Origin of the sequence: Pseudogulbenkiania subflava DSM 22618 (assembly GCF_900177275.1) — a bacterium.
Taxonomy (GTDB): domain Bacteria; phylum Pseudomonadota; class Gammaproteobacteria; order Burkholderiales; family Chromobacteriaceae; genus Pseudogulbenkiania; species Pseudogulbenkiania subflava.
Genome location: NZ_FXAG01000023.1, coordinates 45,513 through 67,879, shown reverse-complemented (window position 1 = coordinate 67,879; position 22,367 = coordinate 45,513). Strand labels below are relative to the sequence as shown.

General features: G+C 63.7%; 19 protein-coding genes and 2 tRNA genes. 5 read left to right on the top strand and 16 right to left on the bottom strand.

From position 1 onward, the window contains the following. Positions 1-169 precede the first annotated feature (169 nt). From nudB to B9N72_RS17440, 7 genes are all read right to left on the bottom strand, one after another. A complete protein-coding gene (gene nudB / locus B9N72_RS17470; RefSeq protein WP_085277555.1) occupies positions 170-613 on the bottom strand; it encodes a dihydroneopterin triphosphate diphosphatase in 444 nt (147 codons plus the stop codon). Continuing rightward, complete coding sequence (locus tag B9N72_RS17465) at positions 613-1,239, bottom strand: response regulator transcription factor (RefSeq protein ID WP_085277554.1); 627 nt, start codon at positions 1,237-1,239, stop codon at positions 613-615. Before B9N72_RS17465 ends, nudB begins: the two co-directional genes overlap by 1 nt. 16 nt (positions 1,240-1,255) lie before the next feature. Next, complete coding sequence (locus B9N72_RS17460; RefSeq protein ID WP_085277553.1) at positions 1,256-2,548, bottom strand: mechanosensitive ion channel family protein; 1,293 nt, start codon at positions 2,546-2,548, stop codon at positions 1,256-1,258. Between the two features lie 15 nt (positions 2,549-2,563). Then, complete coding sequence (gene lolD, locus B9N72_RS17455) at positions 2,564-3,271, bottom strand: lipoprotein-releasing ABC transporter ATP-binding protein LolD (protein ID WP_085277552.1); 708 nt, start codon at positions 3,269-3,271, stop codon at positions 2,564-2,566. After that, positions 3,264-4,511 (bottom strand): lipoprotein-releasing ABC transporter permease subunit, encoded by a 1,248-nt coding sequence (locus B9N72_RS17450; protein WP_085277551.1) that lies wholly within the window; start codon positions 4,509-4,511, stop codon positions 3,264-3,266. Before B9N72_RS17450 ends, lolD begins: the two co-directional genes overlap by 8 nt. Positions 4,512-4,644: 133 nt before the next feature. Next, positions 4,645-4,857: a hypothetical protein gene (locus B9N72_RS17445; protein ID WP_085277550.1), complete on the bottom strand. Its 213-nt coding sequence runs from the start codon at positions 4,855-4,857 to the stop codon at positions 4,645-4,647. A 75-nt stretch (positions 4,858-4,932) separates the two neighbouring features. Beyond that, positions 4,933-5,892, bottom strand: a complete 960-nt coding sequence (locus tag B9N72_RS17440; RefSeq protein WP_234986037.1) for a C40 family peptidase — start codon at positions 5,890-5,892, stop codon at positions 4,933-4,935. Between B9N72_RS17440 and B9N72_RS17435 the strand changes: the two genes are divergently transcribed. From B9N72_RS17435 to B9N72_RS17425, 3 genes are all read left to right on the top strand, one after another. After that, positions 5,867-7,549, top strand: a complete 1,683-nt coding sequence (locus tag B9N72_RS17435) for an ABC1 kinase family protein (protein WP_085277548.1) — start codon at positions 5,867-5,869, stop codon at positions 7,547-7,549. The genes B9N72_RS17440 and B9N72_RS17435 overlap by 26 nt on opposite strands. 4 nt (positions 7,550-7,553) lie before the next feature. Beyond that, positions 7,554-8,339 (top strand): hypothetical protein, encoded by a 786-nt coding sequence (locus B9N72_RS17430; RefSeq protein WP_085277547.1) that lies wholly within the window; start codon positions 7,554-7,556, stop codon positions 8,337-8,339. 180 nt (positions 8,340-8,519) lie between these two features. Further along, on the top strand, positions 8,520-8,867 hold the full coding sequence (locus B9N72_RS17425) for a DUF2325 domain-containing protein (RefSeq protein WP_085277546.1): 348 nt from the start codon (positions 8,520-8,522) through the stop codon (positions 8,865-8,867). Between the two features lie 70 nt (positions 8,868-8,937). Here B9N72_RS17425 and B9N72_RS17420 read toward each other — a convergent pair whose 3' ends face one another. From B9N72_RS17420 to hpnC, 8 genes are all read right to left on the bottom strand, one after another. Further along, positions 8,938-9,117, bottom strand: coding sequence for a zf-HC2 domain-containing protein (locus B9N72_RS17420; RefSeq protein WP_085277545.1), 180 nt, complete (start codon positions 9,115-9,117; stop codon positions 8,938-8,940). Continuing rightward, on the bottom strand, positions 9,114-9,674 hold the full coding sequence (locus tag B9N72_RS17415; protein ID WP_085277544.1) for a sigma-70 family RNA polymerase sigma factor: 561 nt from the start codon (positions 9,672-9,674) through the stop codon (positions 9,114-9,116). Before B9N72_RS17415 ends, B9N72_RS17420 begins: the two co-directional genes overlap by 4 nt. Positions 9,675-9,702: 28 nt before the next feature. Then, positions 9,703-11,064 (bottom strand): DNA repair protein RadA, encoded by a 1,362-nt coding sequence (radA, locus tag B9N72_RS17410; RefSeq protein ID WP_085277543.1) that lies wholly within the window; start codon positions 11,062-11,064, stop codon positions 9,703-9,705. Positions 11,065-11,081: 17 nt separating this feature from the next. Next, entirely contained in the window at positions 11,082-11,615 is a 534-nt protein-coding gene (locus B9N72_RS17405; RefSeq protein ID WP_085277542.1) for a hypothetical protein, read from the bottom strand. A gap of 13 nt (positions 11,616-11,628) precedes the next feature. Next, positions 11,629-12,390 carry an SDR family oxidoreductase gene (locus B9N72_RS17400; protein ID WP_143477859.1) on the bottom strand — a complete coding sequence of 254 codons (762 nt, stop codon included), beginning with the start codon at positions 12,388-12,390 and terminating at the stop codon, positions 11,629-11,631. Further along, positions 12,387-13,676 (bottom strand): hydroxysqualene dehydroxylase HpnE, encoded by a 1,290-nt coding sequence (hpnE, locus tag B9N72_RS17395; RefSeq protein WP_085277541.1) that lies wholly within the window; start codon positions 13,674-13,676, stop codon positions 12,387-12,389. Before hpnE ends, B9N72_RS17400 begins: the two co-directional genes overlap by 4 nt. After that, positions 13,673-14,518: a presqualene diphosphate synthase HpnD gene (hpnD, locus tag B9N72_RS17390; RefSeq protein ID WP_085277540.1), complete on the bottom strand. Its 846-nt coding sequence runs from the start codon at positions 14,516-14,518 to the stop codon at positions 13,673-13,675. The genes hpnE and hpnD overlap by 4 nt, the downstream gene beginning before the upstream one ends. A gap of 245 nt (positions 14,519-14,763) precedes the next feature. Beyond that, a complete protein-coding gene (hpnC, locus tag B9N72_RS17385; RefSeq protein WP_085277539.1) occupies positions 14,764-15,576 on the bottom strand; it encodes a squalene synthase HpnC in 813 nt (270 codons plus the stop codon). Positions 15,577-15,704: 128 nt separating this feature from the next. On the opposite strand from hpnC, the gene B9N72_RS17380 reads away from it, so the two are divergent. Both B9N72_RS17380 and B9N72_RS17375 read left to right on the top strand, forming a co-directional pair. Beyond that, a tRNA-Ala gene (locus tag B9N72_RS17380) sits at positions 15,705-15,780 on the top strand. 19 nt (positions 15,781-15,799) lie between these two features. After that, positions 15,800-15,875, top strand: a tRNA-Glu gene (locus B9N72_RS17375). A gap of 171 nt (positions 15,876-16,046) precedes the next feature. On the opposite strand, the gene B9N72_RS17370 is transcribed toward B9N72_RS17375, so the two are convergent. Further along, entirely contained in the window at positions 16,047-22,328 is a 6,282-nt protein-coding gene (locus tag B9N72_RS17370; RefSeq protein ID WP_085277538.1) for an EAL domain-containing protein, read from the bottom strand. Positions 22,329-22,367 lie beyond the last annotated feature (39 nt).

Sequence of the window (22,367 nt, the reverse complement as noted above, 5' to 3'; positions counted from 1 at the left end):
ATTACATGTCATGCAATTTTAACATGGGACAACCCGGAACAATTTTAAGGTTTTCTTACAACCTCCGACACAGCCTGCAGCAAGCCTGCCCGCGTCGGCAATCCATTAAAGCAAACCCGGTCGGCACGCGCCACCCGGAACACGCCGGCGGGCCGGAGAGAGGGCGTGATCAGGATGGCAGGTGCCGCGGCAAGAGACGCAACGCCTCGGCGTTGGAAGGGGAAAACACTTTGTCGGCGGCCTCGGCCCAGGGCAGCCACTGATAGCGGCTATGTTCGTCCGGCGCCAGCGTCACCGGCAGCGGCGCCGGCAGCAGCAGACCGAACACATGCTCTTCGTTCTCTGTCACGCCAGGCGGGTAGCGATGACGCCAGTGCGGGTAGATCTCGTAACGGTTGGTGATGTGCCAGTCGCTCAGCTGATAGGCATCGGCGTCGAGCCCAGTCTCTTCGCGCACTTCGCGCCGTGCCGTGTCGATCAACGCCTCCTGCCCTTCCCGGCTGCCCGTGACCGACTGCCAGAAACCGGCGCGGTCGGCGCGTTCGATCAGCAAGGCCTGGCCGTCGGCGGAATGAATCACCACCAGCACCGATACCGGCTGCTTGTTGCCCATCAGCCCTTGCTCCCGGCGTCCGGCTTGTCGAGCGCGGCCATCAGCCCGGCCAGTTCGACCGCGGACTTGACGCCCATCTTGTCGAACACGCGCGAGCGGTGCACTTCCACCGTCTTCATGCTGATCGCCAGTTCGTCAGCGATCTGCTTGTTGAGCTTGCCCAGCAGGATCAGCTGCATCACCTCGCGCTCGCGGTCGGTGAGCAGCGCCAGCGACTGGTTGAGCCGGTTCAGCCGCCCGAAGCGGTCGCGCTCTTGCTGATCGCGCAGCAGCGCCTGGTCGACCATGGCCAGCAGCCGGCCATCGTCGAACGGCTTCTCCATGAAATCGATGGCGCCGAGCTTGAGCGCCGCCACCGCATGCGGCACGTCGCCGTGCGCGGTGAGCATAATCACCGGCGGGCAGTAGGGATGTTCGGCCAACCTTTCGAGCAGCACGATGCCGCTGATCCCGGAGAGGCGCAAATCGACGATCAGCGCATTGAAGGCAGCCGGGCCGAGGCCGGCCAGAAAGGCCTCGGCGCTGTCGAAACCGGTGGTCTGGAAGCCCTGCCCGTCGAATAGCCAGATCAACGAGTCGCGCACCGCCTCGTCGTCGTCAATCACCGCAAGCTGCTTATCCGGCATGCTCTCCCTCTCGTGGTTAGGCGGCGTCCCCGCTGGCCTGGGCCAGTATGCGCACCTCGCGCTGCGGGAACGGGATGGTGATGCCATGTTGCTTGAAAGCGCGCCAGATGGCCAGATTGATCTCCGACTTGAGCCCCAGGAAGCCGTTTTCAGGATCGGCCACCCAGAACCCCAGCTCCATGTTGATGCCGCTGTCGGCGAAGGCGGTGACGAACGAGGCCGGCGCCGGGTCACGCAGCACGCGCGGATGCACGGCGGCTTCGCGCAACAGTCGCAGCACCAGTTCCAGGTCGCTGTCGTAGCCGACCTGCACCGTCACGCTGGTCCAGATGCTCTTGTCCGAATAGGACTGGTTGACCACGGTGCTGGCGATCAGGGTGTCGTTCGGCACCAGGGCCTCGGTACCGTCGGCCGATTTCAGCACCACGTAGCGCGAGGTGATCTTGGTGACGTAGCCGGTGCGGTTGTCGATCATCAGCCTATCGCCGATGCGAATCGAGCGATCGAGCAAGATGATGAAGCCGGACACGTAATTGCTGGCGATCTTCTGCAGACCGAAGCCCAAGCCGACGCCGAGCGCACCGCCGAACACCGACAACACGGTGAGGTCGATGCCGATGATCGGCAGCGCCACCATCACCCCGGCCACCAGCAGCACGGTCCGCGTCAGCTTGGTGAACACGATGCGCAGGCTCAGGTCGATATCGGTGAGCTTCATCACGCGCGATTCGATGATGCGGCTCACCCACAGCGAGCCCACCAGGATGATGGCCACCCACAGCAAGCCGGTCAGGATCATGTACAGGTTGACCTCGACCTTGCCGACGTGGAAACGGATCGACTCCAGCCAGTCCACCGCCAGGGTATCGACGCCGATGGCCCAACTGACGAAGCCGACCCAGAACAGCGTGGCGAGGAAGTGCTCGGTGGTGCGCTCGAAGCGGCCTTTCGGCAGCGCCTGGCGCACCATGGCGGTGGCGACACGGATCAGTCCGAGCCAGAACAGCATGGCACTGGCAATGGGCAAAATCTGCGGAGGCGCCTTCAGCAGCAGGCGCCAGCCCAATCCACAGACGATCACCAATACCTGCGCCGCCAGCGGCAGCACCAAGCGGTAACCGACATAGGGCAGGAAACGCTCGTAACGCTCGGGATGCTCGGCAAACAACCGTCGGAACACCCTTCTGGCGATGTACAGACCCGCCAGGAACGCGGCGAGCGCCAAGACAAGTTCAAGCCAGCCCGAAGCCGTCTCCAAGGCGTCCACCAGCTTGTCGAGAGTCAGCAGTCTATTGCCGTTGACCAGCATGCGAAACAGACCTCCTTAATGAATGGCAGAGAGTGAAGATTGCGGCGCATCGACCGACAGCACGCCGTCGGTCAGGCGCAGCACGCGCCCGGCGCGGCTTGCCAGACGGTCGTCGTGGGTGACGATCACCAGGCTGGTGCCGAGGCTGGCATTCAGTTCCAGCATCAGCTCGAACACCGCGTCGGCATTGCCGCGGTCGAGGTTGCCGGTCGGTTCGTCGGCCAGCACGCAGGCCGGCCGCGTCACCAAGGCACGAGCGATGGCGGCGCGCTGGCGCTCGCCGCCGGACAACTCACCCGGCTTGTGCGCAAGACGCCGCGACAAGCCGACGCGGCCCAGCATCTCGGCCGCCTGCTGTTCCGCCTCGGACCGATTCATGCGTCGGATCAAGAGCGGCATCATGACGTTTTCCAGCGCGGTAAATTCCGGCAACAGGTGGTGGAACTGATAGACGAAGCCGAGCGAGCGGTTGCGCAGCTCGCCACGCTGCCGCTCGCTCAGGGTAGACAGCGATTGTCCCAGCACCTCGATCTCGCCCGAGCTCGGGGTATCGAGCCCGCCCAGCAGGTGCAGCAAGGTGCTCTTGCCCGAGCCGGATGCGCCGACGATGGCCAGCCGCTCGCCCTGGTCCACCTCGAGCGTCACTTTCGACAGCACCTGGACGTTCAGCCCGCCCTCGTCGTAGACCTTGGACAGGTCGTGGCAACGCAGTACCTTATTCATAGCGCAGGGCCTCCGCCGGCTGGGTGCGCGCCGCGCGCCAGCTCGGATACAGCGTGGCCAGGAGGGCCAGCAGCAGCGAAATCACGGTGATGGTGGAGACGTCGCTCCACTGCACGTCGGACGGCAGGTAGTCGATCATGTACACCTCGCTCGACAGAATCTTGGTGCCGAGGATGCGCTCGATCAGCGGCACGATGACGTCCAGGTTGAGCGCCACCAGCACGCCGCCGGCGACGCCGGAGAAGGTCCCCAGCACGCCCGACACGGCTCCCTGGATCATGAAGATCTTCATGATGCTGGCCGGCGCGGCGCCCAGGGTGCGCAGGATGGCGATGTCGGCCTGCTTGTCGGTGACCACCATCACCAGCGAGGAGACCAGGTTGAACGCCGCCACGGCGACGATCAGCGTCAGGATGATGGTCATCATGCGCTTCTCGATCTGCACCGCGCGGAAGTAGTTGGCATTGGTATCGGTCCAGTCCGTCGTCAGCGCGCTGGCCGACAGCTTGTTACGCAGCTCGGCCTTGACCAGCGGCGCCGCCATCGGGTCGTCCAGCTTCAGCCGCACCCCGCTCACCATGCTGCCCATGCGGAACAGCACCTGGGCATCCTTGAGGTGGATCATCGCCAGCGACGAGTCGTACTCGAACATGTCGACCTTGAACATGCCCACCACGGTGAACTGCTTCAGGCGCGGCAGCATGCCGGCCGGCGTCACGCTGCCCTCCGGGGTGATCACCGTGACCTTGTCGCCGGTCACGACGTTGAGCTGGCGCGCCAGCTCGACACCCAGCAGGATGCCGAATTCACCCGGCTTGAGCGAAGCCAGCTTGCCGGTCACCATGTGCTTGCCGACATCGACCACGCGGTCCTCACTGGCCGGGTCGATGCCGCGGATGAGGGCCCCGCGCACGTTGCCGGCGGCCGACATCAGGCCCTGGGCATTGACGAAGGGGGCGGCGGCGATGACGTGCGGCTCCTTGGCCGCCAACCCGGCCACCGATGGCCAATCCGCCAACTTGCCTTGGTAGGTGCTGACCTCGACGTGCGACGCGACGCCGAGAATGCGGCCGCGGATTTCCTTCTGGAAACCGTTCATCACCGACAGCACGATGATCAGCGCCGCCACCCCTAGGGCGATGCCCAGCACCGACACCAGCGAAATGAAGGAAATGAAACCGTTGCGGCGCTTGGCGCGCAGGTAGCGGAAGCCGATCAGGGCTTCAAAAGGGAGGGCCATTCAGAGGAATCCTCGGGCAGGGGCAATGAATAAACGTCGTGGCGCGCGTCGAGGCCAGTACGATTGGCGCCACAGGGCAAAAAGGCAAGGCAGCAACGCGGCATGCACCGCAAGCGGTTGACGTCAACGGCGCTCAGCCCTGGTAGGGGTTGTCGAGGCCCTGCATCATCGCCACCAGGAAGGCGCGCACCTGACGCTCGTCGCACCCCATCAGGATGGCATCCTCGAAGGCATCCTGCGCCATCTGCGCCAGCTCTTCGAGGTTCTCGTTCATCACCTTGATCTTCTCGACGCAGGCGACCACGTTGCCCTCCGGATCGAGCCAAACCGGTTGTTGCAGTTTCATAGGACGTTCCGTTCGACTTTCAAAAACGCAATGCCCGCCAGGGCGGGCATCGACGGTAGCGCGCGGCATGCCGCATCAATGCGACGAGGCCACTTTTTTCTTGTGGGCGCCCTTGGCGGACTTGCCGGCCACGGACGACTTGCTCTTGGTCTCTTCGGCCTTCCTGCCGCGGGACGACCTGCCCGCCTTGGCGGAAGCCTTGCCCTTGTCGGAGGCGGCCTGTTCCTGCTTGCAGTGACGGCCCTTGCGGCAGACCGTCTTGGCACCCGCATCCTTGGCCTCGGCCACCGCGGCTTCCTGCTTGCAGTGCCGCCCTTTGCGACAGACCACCTTGGCACTCGGTGCCTTGGCCTCCGCCACCGCCTTCGAAACGTTCTTCACCGGAGCCGGCTCGCTGTCGTCGCGCACGAAGTTCGAGGCCGAGCCGCGGTTGACACGGCGGGCGCCGTTGTAGCGCGCCGTCCAGTAATCCTGGTTCATGTTGGAGACTTCGACCGACTTGCCGGTGCGCGGGGAGTGGATGAACTTGCCGCCCCCCATGTAGATGCCGACATGCGAGTACTGGAAGCCACGGGTATTGAAAAAGACCAGATCGCCGGGCGCCAGTTCACTTTTATCGACCGCTTTTCCGGTATGCGCCATTTCCGCCGCCGTGCGCGGCAGATTCACCCGTAATGATTTTTTGAATACATACTGAATGAAACCACTGCAATCCAGCCCTGCCGAAGGATTACTGCCGCCAAAACGGTAAGCCACGCCCAGCAGGCTCATGGCCTGCAACAACAGGTCGCCGACAGCCTCTTCGCCCGGTGCGGCAAACTTGCCGATGGGGTCTTCCTGGGTGTCAGCAGCGGGATGATTTTCCGTGGGGGCTTTGTCTGGCGCGGCATAAGCCAATACCATAAAGGTAGCCAGCACCCAAGCCAGTAGGTGCAGATGCAATTTCATAGGCCGCACTCTATCGGACGAGGCGTGGAGTGTAAAGCCAACCCAAAATGCGGGATACCCGATGCTGAAAGAAACCCTGATCGCCATGCGCGACCTGCCGCGCCTGAAGGAAATCACCGGAATCCTGTTCCGCCACGGGCTCGGCCAGTTCGCCCAGCGCCTGAAGCTGCCGCGTGCGCTGGCCAAGGCCGGCGCCTGGCTGAATCTTCCCTTGCCGGAGGGCGACGAAGGCCTGCCGCCGCCGGTGCGGGTGCGCCTGGCGTTCGAGGAACTCGGCCCGACCTTCATCAAGCTGGGGCAGATTCTCTCCACCCGTGTCGACGTCTTCCCGCAGGAGTGGATCACCGAATTCGAGAAACTCCAAAGCCATGTGCCCCCCCTGCCCCCCGAGCAGGTGCCCTACCTGGTCAAGCAGGCGCTGGGCCAGCCGATCGAGGAGCTGTTCGGGGAGTTCGAGATGGAGCCGATCGGCTCGGCCTCGATCGCCCAGGTGCATCGCGCCACGCTCAAGGACGGCACCGTGGTGGCGGTCAAGCTGCGCCGCCCCGGCATCGTTCCCAAGGTGCAGGCCGACCTGCGCATCCTCGAACACATCGCCGGGCTGATCGAGCTGGAGTTCCCCGACGCCCGGCGCTACCAGCCGACCGAAATCGTCAACGAGTTCGCCCGGTCGCTGAACCGCGAGATGAACCTGGCGATCGAGGCGCGCAACATGGAGCGCTTCCGGCGCGACTTTGCCGACGACCCCTTCGTGCACGTGCCCGGGGTGTATTGGGACTACACCAACCCCGCGGTCAACGTGCAGGACTTCATCGACGGCCAGGCCGCCACCCGGGTCGACACGCTGCAGGCGGCAGGGCTCGACCCCATCACCCTGGCCGACCGCGGCGCCGACGCGGTGCTGCGCATGATCCTGATCAACGGCTTCTTCCACGCCGACCCGCACCCCGGCAACGTGATCTTCCAGCCCGACAACTGCATCGCCTTCATCGACTTCGGCATGGTCGGACGCATCAGCCATGCCCGCCGCGACGAGATCGTCGACCTCCTGGCCGCCCTGTCGGGGCGCGACGAACGCGCCATGATCGACGTATTGATCGAGTGGACCGGCACCACCCCGGTCGACGAAGACAAGTTCGCCGACGACATCGGCGAGTTCATGTTCCAGTACGAGCACGTGCCGTTGAAGGACCTCAACATCAGCCAGCTGATCGTCGACATCATGGCGCTGATCCGCGACCACGGCATCGTGCTACCGCCGGACATGGCCATGCTGTTCAAGGCGCTGATCACGCTGGAAGGCCTGGGGCGCCAGCTCAACCCGGATTTCCAGCTGGTCGAGCACCTGACGCCGTTCGTGCGCGAGCTGATCCTCAACCGCTACACCCCAAAAACCCTGCTCAAGCGCGGCAAACAGACCCTGGTCGAGGCCATGGGCATGATCGGCGACCTGCCGCGCGACCTGATCCGGCTGGGCAAGGATGTCCGCCACGGCAAGTTCCGCATCAACTTCGACCTGCAGCGGCTCGACAGCTTCGGCCGCCAGCTCGACCGCACCGCCAACCGGCTGACCATGGGCATCGTCACCGGCTGCCTGATCATCGGCTCGTCCATCGTCATGACGGTGAACGCCGGGCCGAAGCTGTTCGGGCTGCCTTTCTTCGGCTTTCTGGGCTTCATGGTGGCGTTCTTCAACAGCATCTGGCTGATCTGGTCGATCTGGCGTGCCGGCAAGGAATGGTGAAGCCATGAAATACGCACTGTATGCCGCTTTATGGCTGGCTTCGGCCAACGTGATGGCCCTGGAGGTCATCGACCTGGGCTGGCGCGATGGCCGCGAGGTGGCGGACGCCATCGCTCCCCACCTCCAGCCGGGGGAAAGCGCCAGCGGCCTGGGGCGGCAACTGATCCTGGATGCCTCGCCGGCACGGCTCGCCACCCTGCGCAGCCTGGCTCGCACCCTGGACGTGCGGCCGAGCAATCTGTTGATCGAGGTGGAACAGAACGGCGACTCGCGCCAAAGCAGCTCCACGCTGTCGCTCGGCGGCGCGGCGCGCATCGGCAACGTCGAGCTTGACCTCGGGCGCCGCCGCGGCGATCTGGCGCTCGACGCCGACGCCACACAAAGCCGTGGCAGCCGCCACAGCCGCCAGACGCTGCGCCTGCTCGACGGTGGCAGCGGCTTCATCGAGAGCGGCAGCAGCCGCCCCCTGCCCTGGCTGCTGGTCACCCCGCAAGGCGGCATCGTCCGCGGGGCCGAGTATCAGGATGCCGTGACGGGGTTTTACGTACGCCCGAGGCGCAACGGCAACCGCGTGGTGGTGGAACTGGCGGCGCGCCAAGAGGCCTTCGGCGCCGGCGGCATCGAGCAAAGTCGGCTGAGCACCACCGTGACCGGCGCCGTCGGCGAATGGATGCAGATCGGCAGCGTGGGACTCGACGAGCAGGGACGGCAGGTCATGCTGCTCGGCGTCAGCCAGTACCTGCGCTCGGTGGAGCGAATCGTGCGTATCCGCGTCCTGGCTGACAACTAGCTCCCGCATCGCCGCTCTCCCTGCCTCGCGGCCCCTTTCCCAAAAGCCGCCCCGGCACGGCGTCTCCAGCAGGCTGTTTCCGGTTTGCAACAGGCCCGGCTAAGCGCAATCGTGCGTCGTTGACTCTATTAATGATAATAATTATCATTTATTAAATTACACGCACTCAAGGAGCACCCGATGAACGCCATGCTGGTCGGAGCCGATACCCTGGGCAACATCCCCACCGTGCTGGAGAGCTTCGGCATCTCCATCCACCGCCACCTGAGCGGCCGCAACAGCTCGCATCAGCGCAAGCTCGACCGCCTGCCCGCCGGCACCGACATGCTGATCCTGTTCACCGACTTCCTCGGCCACAACGTGATGCGCCACTTCCGCGAACTGGCCTCGGAGCAGAACGTGCGCTTCATCGCCTGCCGCCGCTCGGTGTGCGCGCTGAAGCAATCGCTCAGCGGCGTCGGCCTGTGCGAGCAAAACGCCTGCGCCAACTGTCCCAATGTGGCCAAGCGCGGCAAGGGCAAGCACTGAGGCGTTGCCCAAATGCGCAAGGCCGGACATGGTCCGGCCTTGCTGTCTAGCGCCAACGCAGGCGGACGCGCTATTCGCCCCGCCCGGCCTTGCGTGCCGCCTTCTGCATTAGTTGCAGCTGGCGCGAGAACTCGCTGCAGTTGCCGCACAGGAACAGATGAATGCGCAGCCGCAGGTACTCGCTCTTGCTCAACGGGCGGTCGAGTGCGTCGGAAATCAGCCGGCTAGCCTGTTTGCAGTTGATTCTCATGCGGCACCACCCCCCAGCCAGCGGATTTCCAGGCATTCGCGCAGGCTCATCCGGGCGCGATACAGCAACACCGAACAGTTGGTCGCGGTAATGCCGAGGTTATTACAGATGTCGGCGATCTCCATGCCGATCACCTCGCGCATCACGAACGCCATCGCGGTGCGGCGCGGCATCACCTGCGCGCAGCGCTCGAACACCTCCCAGAACTGCTTGGCGACGAGTTCCTGTTCCGGTCCGGTCCATTCGCGGATGGCGTGCTGCCAGTGGCCGCTGGCGTCGAACAAGGCGTCGACGTCGGCGTCGTCGAGCGTGTCCTCGAACGACTCCAACGGCACCTCGCGCGACTGGCGGCGTACGGCGTCGATCAGCTTGAAGCGCAGGATCGAGGTCAGCCAGGTGCGCGGGGCCGACTTGCCGACGAACGATTTGCGCGACTCCAGCGCCGCCAGCAGCGTCTCCTGCACCACCTCGTCGGCGGCCTGGCGGTCGCGCAGTTGGGCCAGCGCGTAGCGCAGCAGGTAGGGACGCTCCGCCTCGATCAGTTCGGGGGTGATCATCGGGCACCCGCCCTTTCTTGTTGGCTTGTCATGCCTTGCAATAGTCGATGGCGTCGGCCAGACGGTCCACGGCCACGATCTCCAGCCCATCGATCGGCTGGCGCGGACGGTTGGCGGTCGGCACGATGGCGCGGGTGAAACCGAGCTTGGCGGCTTCCTTGAGGCGCTCCTGCCCGCGCGACACCGGGCGCACCTCGCCGGCCAAGCCGACCTCGCCGAACACCACCAGTTTTTCCGGCAACGGACGGTTACGCAGCGACGAGACGATAGCCAGGATCACCGCCAGGTCGGCCGCCGGTTCCGAGATTTTCACCCCGCCCACGGCGTTGAGGAACACGTCCTGGTCGAAGCACGCCACCGTGGCGTGGCGATGCGCCACGGCCAAGAGCATGGCGAGCCGATTCTGCTCCAGCCCGACGGTGAGCCGCTTGGGCTGGAAGCCGTGGGCGTCGTCCACCAGCGCCTGCACCTCGACCAGCAACGGCCGCGTGCCCTCCTGCGTCACCAGCACGCAGGACCCGGCGACGTCGTCGCGGTACGAGGACAGGAAGATCGCCGACGGGTTGGACACGCCCTTGAGCCCCTTGTCGGTCATGGCGAACACGCCCAGTTCGTTGACCGCGCCGAAACGGTTCTTGATGGCTCGGATCATGCGGTGACTGGAGTGCGACTCGCCCTCGAAATAGAGCACGGTGTCGACCATGTGCTCCAGCACGCGCGGGCCGGCCAGCGAGCCTTCCTTGGTGACGTGGCCGACCAGAAGGATGGTGGTGCCGGTCTGCTTGGCCATGCGCGTCAACTGCGCGGCACACTCGCGCACCTGGGACACCGAACCGGGCGCCGACGTCACCTGCTCGGTGTACAGCGTCTGGATCGAGTCGATCACCGCCACCTCGGGCGCCTCCTGCTTCAGCGTGGCGAGGATTGCCTCGAGGCGGATTTCGGCGAGGAAACGCACGCGCGCCGGGTCGACCGCCAGGCGCGAAGCACGCAGTGCGATCTGCTGCGGCGATTCCTCGCCGGAGACGTACAGCACCTTGCGGCGCGCGCCGACCTCCGACAACGCCTGCAACAGCAGCGTGGACTTGCCGATGCCGGGGTCGCCGCCGATCAGGATCACCGCACCGCGCACCAGGCCGCCGCCCAACACGCGGTCGAGCTCGCCAATGCCGGACGGCTCGCGCGGCACTTCCACCGCTTCGACCTCGGACAGCACCTGCACCTGGCTCGTGGTATCGGCCCAGGCCTGGAAACGCGGGTTGGCCGAAGTCGGCGCCTGCACCGTTTCCACCAGGGTATTCCAGCTCTGGCAGTGCGGGCACTGCCCCTGCCACTTGGGCGACTGCCCGCCGCACTCGGTACAACTGTAAACGGTCTTGATTTTGGCCATGCGAATGTCGCCGGCGCTCAGCCGGCGGGAGAGGCGGCGGCGCTGCTGCCCTTCTTGTTGAGTTGCTTGATGATGTCGAGCAGCTGCTTTTCCTCGTCCGACGGGTCTTTCGCCGAACTGCCAGGGGCTTTGGCCGGCAGCCCGCCGCGGCGGATGGCGGCCAGCACCGCCGCCACCTGCGGATCGTTGCGCATCGCCCGGTCGGCCTCTTCCGGGCTGAGCTGGGCCTGCGGCTTGTCACCCGCCGAGGCCGCGCTGGCCTCCGGCTTGTGCGCCGCCGCGGGCGCGGCCGGTGCGACGGGGTCCGACGGCGGGGCGATGGTCTCGAGCTTCTGCTTGACCATGTACTCGTGCATTTCCCGCCAGCCGGCGTAAATCTGCGCCTTGTCGGCGTCGGGATTACGCTGATAGCACTCCTCCAGCGAACGCCCGCTCTGGCGGCAGGCGGCACCGACCGCCTTGTTGGCGTCCTTGGACAGACCGGAGACGTTGTTGACCCAGTTGCAGCCAGCCAACGTCAGCAACAGGGGAATGACGAGCAGGGAACGCATGAGGCCCCTTTCTTCAGGAGACGAGTTGCGGGCGCAGATCCAGTTCGATCACCCGACCGCTCTGCCCCTTGCTGGCCTCGCTCACCCAGAACAGGAAGTGCGGCAGCAGGTCGGCGATCTGGGCACGCTCGGTCTTGGCCTCGCCCGGGTGGGTGCGGTTGCGCTGCGGCGCGTTGACTGAGCCGGGAATCAGCAGGTTGACGCGCAGGTTGGGGTAAACGTCCCATTCGTTGGCGGCCACGGCGGTGAGGTAATGCAGGCCCGCCTTCGAGGCACCAAAGCCGCCCCAGTACGCGCCCGGCTTGGCACCATGGCTTTCGCCCACGAACAGCACTGCGGCATCCGGCGACTCGGTCAACAGCGGCAGGCAGGCACGCGTCAGCGCGAACGGTGCCACGGTGTTGATGCGGTACTGGCTCATCCACTCGTCCACCGTCTGATTGGACAGCGGCGAGAGCGCGTAGAAATGCGAGGCGCAATGCACGATGCCGTCCAGCCGGCCGCAAGTCTGCTTGATCTGGAAGGCCAGGTTGTTGAACTGCTCGTCGGTGGCCGTCAGCAGGTCGAGCGGGATCGCCACCGGCTCGGGAGCCCCGGCCGCCACGATCTCGTCGTACACCCCCTCAAGGCGCTTCACGCTACGCGCCAGCACCACCACCGTGGCACCGTGGCGGGCGTAATGCAGCGCCACCTCGCGCCCGATCCCCTGAGTGGCACCGGTCACCAGGATCACCCGGCCGGCAAGGCTTGCGTTGTTCTGTTCAGTCGTCATCATCGGTTTTTCTGTTTCATCCAATCCTGCTTCAACACCTGCGCGGCGGAAACGCCGCTCTGCACGGCAGCCTCCAGCGTGGCCGGGTACGGCGAATCGACCCAGTCGCCGGCCAGATAGCCGCATTGTACGCCGATGCGCGTCCCCGGGCGCAGCACGCCCGCCACGGCGGCGAAGGTGGCACGTTTCTCCACCAGCACGCGTGACCACCGCGGCGGCGCCAGCTCCGGCTGCAGACGGCGCAGATCGGCGAGCACCCGAGCGACCAGTTCGTCGTGCGGCAAGGCGGTGACGGCGTCATCCGGGGCGCTGATCACCGCCGCCACCAGGCCATGCTCGCCGCTCAGCGCCTCGCGGTCGAACAGCCAGTCGGCGGTGCCACCGGCGACCCCGGTCATCAGGCGCGGCAACCGCACACGTTGGCCGAAGCGCAGGTATACCGTGCATATCGGCTGGTAACGCAAAAGCTGAAGCCGCTGCTGCAACGCCGTGTCGTCCAGCAGGGCGGCGGCATGCTGCGGCCCGACCGCCACGATGGCGGCATCGAAGCGCTCGCCATCGATCTCGGCGCCGCCGTCGGCGAAGGCGACCCGGCGCACCCGGCAGCCGCTGCGCAGCTGCGCTCCCTGCCCCTCCAGCCACACCCACGCCGGCTGCGGAAACAGCGCCGACAAGTTGTGCCGCGGCAGCAGCAGGTCGCTGTCGGCGCGCGTGGCGCCCAGGCTGTCTCGCAGCACGTTGGCCAGTATCTGCATCGAGGCCTCGGCCAGCGGGGTGTTCAGCGCCGACAACACCAGCGGCTGCCAGAAGCCAGCCAGCAGCGCCGGCCCCTGGCCTTGCGCGGCCAGCCACTCGGCCACCGGCATGTCCCGGGCCAGACGCCACTGCTGGCGCTTGAGCCTGTCGAGCGCCCGGCTTAGCCGCCACTTGTCACGCCAGCCCAAACCGCTTGCCGCAAGCAGCCCCCACGCCACGTGCAGCGGCGCCGGCAGCGGCGGGCAGTGCAGGTGCAGCCCGCCGTGGCGGTACCAGTTCATCGGCTGGCGCAGCAGCACTGCGTCGGGGTCGACACCGACCCGGGCCATCAGCCGCAGGCACTCGCGGTAGGCGCCGATCAGGATGTGCTGGCCGTTGTCGAGCGCCAGGTCGGCGTCGCGCACCCGCCGCGCCCGCCCGCCGGGCTCGCGGCCGGCCTCGAACACCGTCAACTCGGCAAAGCCGGCGAGTTCGACGGCGGCCGCCAGGCCGGCCCAACCGGCACCAATCACGGCAACACGCGGGCGGCTCACGGCTGGTAGCCGAATACCCAGGTTTTCCACGCCAGCCACAGCTTGCGGATCGGGGTCAGCGACAGGCGCTGGTTGAGCACCTTCTGCGGGCCGTCGAGTTTGATCTCGGTCAGGGTGGCGCGGTAGATCGCCGCCATCAGCAGGCCGGGGCGCTGCGCCTTGACGTCACTCTTCGGCAACTGCTCCCAGGCCTGACGGTAATACTGCTCGGCGCGCTCGATCTGGAAATCCATCAATTGGCGGAACGCTTCGGTTTCACGGTAGTTCTGGATGTCGGATGCCGGCACGTTGAAGCGGCGCAGCTCCTCGACCGGCAAGTAGATACGTCCGCGCCGGGCATCCTCGCCGACGTCGCGGATGATGTTGGTGAGCTGGAACGCTACCCCGAGCTCGTGCGCGTACTTCAGCGTGTGCTGGTCGGTGTAGCCGAAAATCTGCGCCGACAACTGCCCGACCACCCCGGCGGCACGGTGGCAGTACAGCAGCAGATCGGCAAAGCGGTCGTAGCGGGCGAAATCGAGATCCATCTCCATGCCGTCGACGATCTCCTCCAGCAGCTTCTGCGGCAGACCGTAGGCCGCCACGTGCGGCTGCAGCGCCTGCGTCACCGGATGTTGGGGCTGGCCGGCGTAGAGGCGAACCAGCTCCGCCCGCCACCACGCCAGCTTGGTGCGCGCCACGTTCTCGTCATGGCATTCGTCGACCACGTCGTCCACTTCGCGGCAGAAAGCATAGAGCGCGGTGATGGCGCGCCGCCGCTCCTCCGCCAAGAAACGGAAACTGTAATAGAAGCTGGAGCCGCTGGAAGCGGCCTTGTCTTGGCAATATTGGTCGGGCGTCACGCGCCTCTCCTGAAAAAGGTTTCTAAGTCGTGCTCAAACCAGGAGTCTATTCCAGTAGGTGAGCGAGCCAAGGCAGGTTGTGTGTCGCCGAAGCGCAGGAACCGGAATGTACACGGAGTACATGAGGATTCCGCATCGCTGAGCGAATTACTGCGTGCAAATCTTCGATTTGCTCAGCGATAAATTCGCACGCAGTCCGCCGACACACAAGATGCGAAGGCACAGCCGCCTTAATGGGATAGACCCTAGTTGGCCCGGAGGGCACGCCACACCATATACACCCAGTCGCGTTTGGTCAGTACCGGTCGTTGCCGGAACACGTCGCCGCCCGAGGCATGCAGCTTCTGCAATATGCGCTCGCCGCCCATGACGATGAGGCGTAATTCCAAGCCGAATCGGCCCTTGAGCTTCTTGCCCAGCGGCGCCCCGGCCTGCAACATCTTGCGGGCCCGTTCAACCTGTTTGAGCATCAGCGGCGTCCACAACCCGCCGCTGTCTCCGGCAGCAATCTGCGCTTCGGCCACCCGGAAGCGGCGCAAATCCTCTTGAGGCAGGTAGACCCTGTCCTTGCGCCAGTCGATCGCCACGTCTTGCAGGAAGTTGATCAACTGCAAGGCGGTGCAGATGCCGTCAGCCATCGCCAGGCTGCGCGGGTCGGTTTCCCCGTACAACACCAGCATCAGCCGCCCTACCGGGTTGGCCGATCGTCGGCAGTAATCCACCAGTTCGGCAAAATTCTCGTAGCGTCCCTTGACCACGTCCTGACTGAACGCCGACAACAAGTCATAGAACGGCTGAAGCGGCAGATCGTGCGCACGGATGGACTCGGCCAATGCCTGCATCAGGGGCCTCTGCGGCGTGCCACCTGCCCCGATCACATCGAGTTCGGCCCGCAGCGCGGCCAGTTCGTCCAGCCGCTCTTGCGGCGGACGCACGCCTTCGTCGGCCACATCGTCGGCATAGCGCGCAAAGCGGTAGACGGCATGCACCGCTCGGCGCATGCGCCGCGGCAGCAGGATCGACCCGACCGGAAAATTTTCGTAGTGATCAACCGACATGGCGGCCTTGCGACGAGTGCGAAACGGTGAATTATACCCGAGGGGGCGAGGCAGGATTTTTTTCGTCCCCGCCTCTTTACAGCCCCGCCGCACCTTCTTATAATCCGCCGCACTTGAACGCACGTGTCGGGGCTATAGCTCAGCTGGGAGAGCGCTTGCATGGCATGCAAGAGGTCAGCGGTTCGATCCCGCTTAGCTCCACCAAACTCGCGTTCCGGTCTAGGTCCCCATCGTCTAGAGGCCTAGGACATCGCCCTTTCACGGCGGTAACCGGGGTTCGAATCCCCGTGGGGACGCCAAATCGATCGGCCAGCCTGCCACAGGCAAAACCTGGCTCGATACCTGAATTGCTAAAAGCGCCTGAGTCGGTACACGATTCCAGGCGCTTTTGTTTTTTTATCCCTGTCTCCAGCTTTGCATCCGATTGGATGCCCTCCCCCCCCCCCGTTCCGGGGCCAACATGATGCTCCTTAGCAGCAGTCAACGAACTGCTCAGCTTCCGGCAACCGCATCCGCCCGGCCCGCAGCAGACGTGCGCAATCATTGGCCGGCAGCGGCACGCTAAAGTAATACCCCTGGATTTGATCGCAATCGTGTCCCCTCAGCAAAACCACCTGCTGTTCCGTCTCGGCCATCTCGGCGATCACTTTGATCCCCAACCTGTGAGCCATCACAGTAATGGCATCGACGATCGCCAGGCTGCGCACATCGCTGGTAATTTCCCGGACAAAGGAACCGTCGAGCTTGAGCTTGTCCACAGGAAAATTCTTCAGATAGTACATATTGGAATAGGCCGTGCCGAAATCGTCGATTGCCAAGCCGATACCCTGAGCTTTCAGCCGGTGCATCAGTGCAATGTTTTTCTCCGGCTCGCTCATCGAAGCACTCTCGGTCAGTTCCAGCTCTAGACAATGGGGATCCAGCCCCGAGTCCGCCAGGCATTGTGCGACCACCTGCTCCAGACCGGAACCTTGCAATTGCACCATGGACAGATTGACCGACACGGGAATTGCCGGCAGACCGGCCTCCTGCCAGGCCTTGCCCTGAAAGCAGGACTGCCGAATCACCCACTCTCCTATCGGTTCGATCAGGTGGGTCTCTTCGGCCAGGGCGATGAAGCGCGACGGCAACACCAACCCCAGCTCCGGATGCTGCCAGCGCAGCAGGGCCTCAACCCCGACGATATCCCCGCTGCACAGGTCGACCTGCGGCTGGTAGTACAGCACGAGCTGGTCGCGAGCGATCGCGTGACGCAGATCCGCCTCCATTCTCACCTTTTCATTAATCCGCTGACTCAGCTCGGGCCGGTAGGCCTGCACATTGTTACGTCCCCGCTCCTTGGCATGGAACATGGCCATGTCGGCAAAACGCAGCAGCTCGGCGGCGGTTTGACCATCGGCAGGGTAAATGCTGTACCCCATGCTGCAGGTAATGGTCAGGTAACGGCCAGCCAACAGCAGCGGCTCAGTCAGGCAATCCGCTACCCGGTTCACGATGTGTGCGACGCTCTCCGCATCGCCGAAACCACGCAGTAGCAACACGAACTCGTCGCCGCCGATACGGGCGATCATGTCAGATTCACGCAGCGAGGCCGACATGCGCTGCGCCACGATTTTCAGCAGCTCATCACCGACATCATGACCGAAACTGTCGTTGATCCATTTGAAGCGGTCCAGATCGATAAAGCACACCGCACACTGCTCACCGTGGCGCTTTGCATACGCGATAGCCTGCGACAGCCGATCCAGCAAGACATTCCGGTTCGGCAGGCTGGTCAGCGCATCGTGGGTGGCTTGGTGCTGCAGCTGAGTCTCCAGCCGCTTGCGCTCGGAAATATCCTGCAGCATGCCCTCGTAGAATTGCACCTCGCCACGAACATCCCGTATCGCGTGGGCGCTGAGCGAGAGTTCGACCAAGGAGGCATCGTTGCGGCGGCCATGGAACTCGAAATTGCGTATGGCATCGTGTCGGCGGATCACATTCAACAACTCCTCCATCTCTTCACGATGGACGAAGTGCTGGACCAGCCGGGCCTGGTCATTCCCGACCAGTTCATCCGGCGAGTCGTAACCGAGAATCCTGGCCATCGACGGATTCGCCATCAGCAGCTGCCCATCGGCACGGGTACGGAAAATGCCTTCGGTGGCATTGTCGAAGATATCGCGATACTTGGCCTCGGCCAGACGGAGCTCCTCCTCCGTTCGCGTGTGCTCGGAGATCTCAGTGCTCAGACTGGCATAGAGCATGGCATTCTGGAGCGAGATCGCCACCTGCGAAGACAACATACCCAGCAACGCCACCCGGTCAGGGGAAAAGGCACCGTCCACCTGGTTGTTTTCCAGATACAGGACGCCAATCAGCACCCCCTGCTGGACGATGGGCTGGCACAACACCGATTTGGGACGCAGATTCAGAACATAGGGATCGCGGGTAAACATCCCTTCCGTAGCCGCATCATGCAACACCACCCCCTGCTGCGTACGGACCACGTATTGCACGATCTGTGCCGCCACCTCCGAGGAGGCCTCCACCGTGCACGGCGTATCGAGAAACAACGCGGCCTGCGGCGCAGAAACCGAGATGGATGCCACCACCTGCCACTCCCCGTCCCGTCGCAAAACCAGGCTGCCACGCTGTGCACCGGCATTCTCTATCACCACCCTTAACAAGCGATCCAGCAGCTTCTCGAGGACGATTTCACCGGATATGGCCTGAGAGGCCTTGAGCACGGCCTCCAGGTCGAGTTGGCTCCCCGGGGTGTAAGCGGTCAGCGGATCGTACTGGCTATAGCGCAGCGTGCCGATCCCCGGCGGCCAGGGCGTCATGGGCGAAATGCCGGTTGCCTGGGCAGGATAGGAGAGCTCGGCAATCAACTGGGGATAAGCTTGCTGCAACGCCATCTCCTTGCGTTTCGCCCCCCATGCCCGATAACCCAGACGAGCCCGGTTCAGGTAGCGCACGGCAAAGTCCGGCTTGCCGCGCCCCAGCCAGAACTTTGCCGCTAGTTCATTGGCCAGCGCCTCGTACTGCATGAAGCCCCTGGATCCAGCCGCCTCGATGGCCCTATCGTAGAGTTCCATGGCCTCGACCGGACTATCGGCCAGGCGGGCCATCTCGGCCTGCACCAGCAGGTGCTGGTGCAGGAAATTGGCCGGCGCGTGCTCGGCCCACACCAGCATCTGCCGCTGGTTGGCTTCCAGTTGCGCGAGAAGAGCCGCCGGGTCGTCGGCCTGCTGGTACAAGGCACTCAGAATCAACGAATGGTAGAAGTTGTGCTCAGCCTGCGTTAACCCGCCCTTGACGTAACCGAGCAACTCGCCGGCCTGCTCGATGCACGGCAGGGCCGCCGCCGGCTCGTCCAGCAGGTAGAGCGTGAAGGCTTTGACGGTCTGGTAGAAACAGACTGCCGCCATGCTGCCGTTGTCGTGACACTGCGCAAGATAATCCGACTCATCCAGCCCATCACCATCAAACGACAGCGACGCAGAAGGCTCGCCACTCAGCACGGCGATGATCTTGCGAGCCCCCAGCAGATTATCGCTGGAAAGATGGTGTTTGACCTTGCATGTGAATGCCAGGTACTTGTCCAGTTCAGGAGCGAGCTGAACGAGGTTCTCGCCATGGTAAAACTGACGCAGCGCGCGCCCGTAGAACAGGATGTAGCCGACGAACTGAAACTCGCCCGACTCCATACCGGCCTGCTGCCCCTCCTCGTCGAAAACCTCACTCTCCGCGAGTGGGCGGCTCCAATGATTGAGGAACATGCTGAGAATCAAACAAGCCTTGCATTTCAGGCTTTGATCACCGTATTTCTCGGCCAGACGCAGCCCCAGCATGCCGAACTCATAGCCGGTCAGGTAACGGCCCAAATTGGCAGCCAGGGTGTTGCCAAAGCTTGCATAACCCTTGGCCGACTCCGGCACATTGCCGTAACGGATCGACAACGAGGTCATTTTGGCCAGCACCCAACTGTACAGCAGGTAATGGTTGGCAAAATAGACGGTGGTGTGCACCGTCATTAGCACCTTCATCGCCACCCTGATGGTGGGCTCTTCCATCTCCGGCAGTTCAAGCAGCGACTCGACCTCCCGCCCCAGCAGCCCGCGCTCGATGTCGGTGAGTTCCTTTTCGACTGCACCGGCAAGCTCGGCCTCGTTGGGAAATCCCATGCCCAAAAGCTGCAGAGCCTTGGCCGCCGCCTCGATCGCCTCTGCGTTCTTGCCCTGCATGGTGCGCTGGGTCACCAGTTGCGCGTACGCCCCCGCCCGATCCAGCGCTTGTGCCCGTTCCCACACCTCGTTGATCAGCCACTCGGCCCGGTCGTAGTTGCCGTTCAGGTATTCGGCTTCGGCGCTTTCACGGTGCAACGCCAGGGTAAGTGCGTAGTGCCGCACCCAGTCCCCTTCGAACACGCTCATGGCAATCTGCAGATAACTGCGGGCGGCATCGTACGCCGCCGCCAGCCTGGCCTTGCGTGCCGCGTCCAGATTGAGCCCTGCCAGTACGACCAACTCCTCGGGCGACGAGACCAGCCCCCTCCCCTGGTTCAAGTGGTCGACCAGTTCGAATAGTTTCTCGACCGATCTCACCTCCCCGGTACTGGCCAACAGTAGACGCCCGATCTTCAAGTGCAGAAGCGGTCGCGCGCCCTCCTCGATTAGAGCGTAGGCCGCTTGCTGGACCCGATCATGCAGAAACCGGCATTGGAAGTGAACCAGCGGCGAATCGACGCGTCGGGCATCCAGCAATTCCAGGCTCGACACCGGCAACACCATGCCCTCCTGAATTGCCGGGAACAGATTCCGATATGCCTGCTGAGGTAGCTGTTCGGAAATGATGGCCAACGTCGGCAGGTCGAAACGATCTCCCAGGCAGGCCGCCAGGCACAACACCTCGACGGTGGGCGCAGGCAACCGCCTGAGCTTGCCGATCATCAGATCGACCACATTGTCGGTAAAGTTGGCCTCAGCGATGCGCACCATGTCCCACTGCCAGCATGGTCTTCCATTCCCGCTGGTACCCGGATCGAAATGGATCAATCCCTCCTGGTACAGCGTGGTCAGGAACTGGCTGACGAAAAAGGGGTTGCCGCCAGTCTTGCTCTGCACCAGGTTGGCAAGCGGCAGGACACTCTCCTCGTCGCGATACAACGTGTCGGCAACGAGTTGGGTCGTGTGCACCAGCGTCATCGGCGACAACATGATGCTGCCGATCGGTGCTCCCTGCTTGCTCAGGCTGTTAAGTACCAGCGTCAACAGATGATCGGGACCGACTTCGTTGTCGCGATAGGCACCGATCAATAGCAAATAGCGTGTCCCCTCCTCACTGACCAGCACCTCCAGCAGCTTGAGCGTCGCCGCATCAGCCCATTGCAGATCATCAAGAAAGATCACCAGGGGGTGTTCCGGTTGGTAAAACACCCGAATGAACGCCTGAAACACCAGGTTGAAACGGTTGCGCGCCTCGCGAGGAGGCAACTCCGGCACGGCGGGCTGGGGACCGAGGATCAGACCGACCTCGGGGATCACATCGACGATGACCTGGCCGTTGCGCCCCAGTACGGCAGTCAACTCGCTTCGCCAGTGCTGCAGCCGGCTCTCGCTCTCGGTCAGGAGTTGGCGCACCAGGTCTTGGCAGGCATTCACCAATGCGCTGTACGGGATATTGCGCTGGAACTGGTCGAACTTGCCACTGATCAGATAGCCGCGCGACTTGGTTAGCGGCTTGAACAGTTCCCGCACCAGGCAGGTCTTGCCGATTCCCGAGTAGCCGCCGACCAGCATCAGTTGCCGTGCCCCCAGACTGACCCTCTCGAACACGTCCAGCAGTTCCGCGATCTCCTGTTCGCGACCGTACAGTTTTTGCGGTAAATGGAACTGACTAGGAATATCCTGCTGCGCCAGAGGAAACGGTTCGACTCGGCCGTAGAGGCTCCATTCACCAAAACACCTTTTCAGATCGGCCTTGATTCCCCAGGCGCTTTGATAACGTTCCTCTGCGGTCTTTGCCAGTAATTTGGTTACAACGGCAGCCAACGGCGACGGAATCCGCGCGTCAAGCTCGTCCATCGGCACCGGCGGCTGGGTCAGGTGACGATGCACCAATTCCAGCGGGTCACTACCGGAAAAGGGGGGCTCACCGGTGAAGAGTTCATACAGGGTCGCCCCGACGGAATAGAAATCGCAGCGGCAGTCGACTGCACGGTTCATGCGCCCCGTCTGTTCTGGGGCGATATAGGCCAGCGTACCCTCCAGAACCTCCGGGTTGTGCAACGACGGATTTTCCCGTGTGAGCACCGAGGAAATCCCGAAATCGATGATCTTCAGCTCACCGGTGTCGGCATTGATGACGATGTTGAAGGGCGAGATGTCTTTGTGGATGATCTGCGCGGCATGGATTTCTGCCACCCCCTCGATGAGGGCGATGGCGATTTCGAGCCGCTCGAGCAGCGACAGATTGCGGCGGGCCGTCAGTTGCTGCAGCGATACCCCACCGATATCCTCAAACACGATGACTGGCGTGTTGCGGATGTACTCCAGACGATAAGACCGGATCACATGTTTCAGATCGAGACGGTGTGTGATCTCATATTCCCGCTTGTAGCGAGTGAGTTCTGCCAGATGAGGAAAATCCTCCTTCAGGATTTTCAACACGACAGGACAATCGTCTTCTTCCCGGCGGGCACGATAGACGAGGGTACTCGGGCTGTCATACAGCTTTTCTTGAATCGTGAGGCCTGGTATGGAAAACATGAGCCCCCCTTAATTTGGGCGATGGACACTCCAAAGACG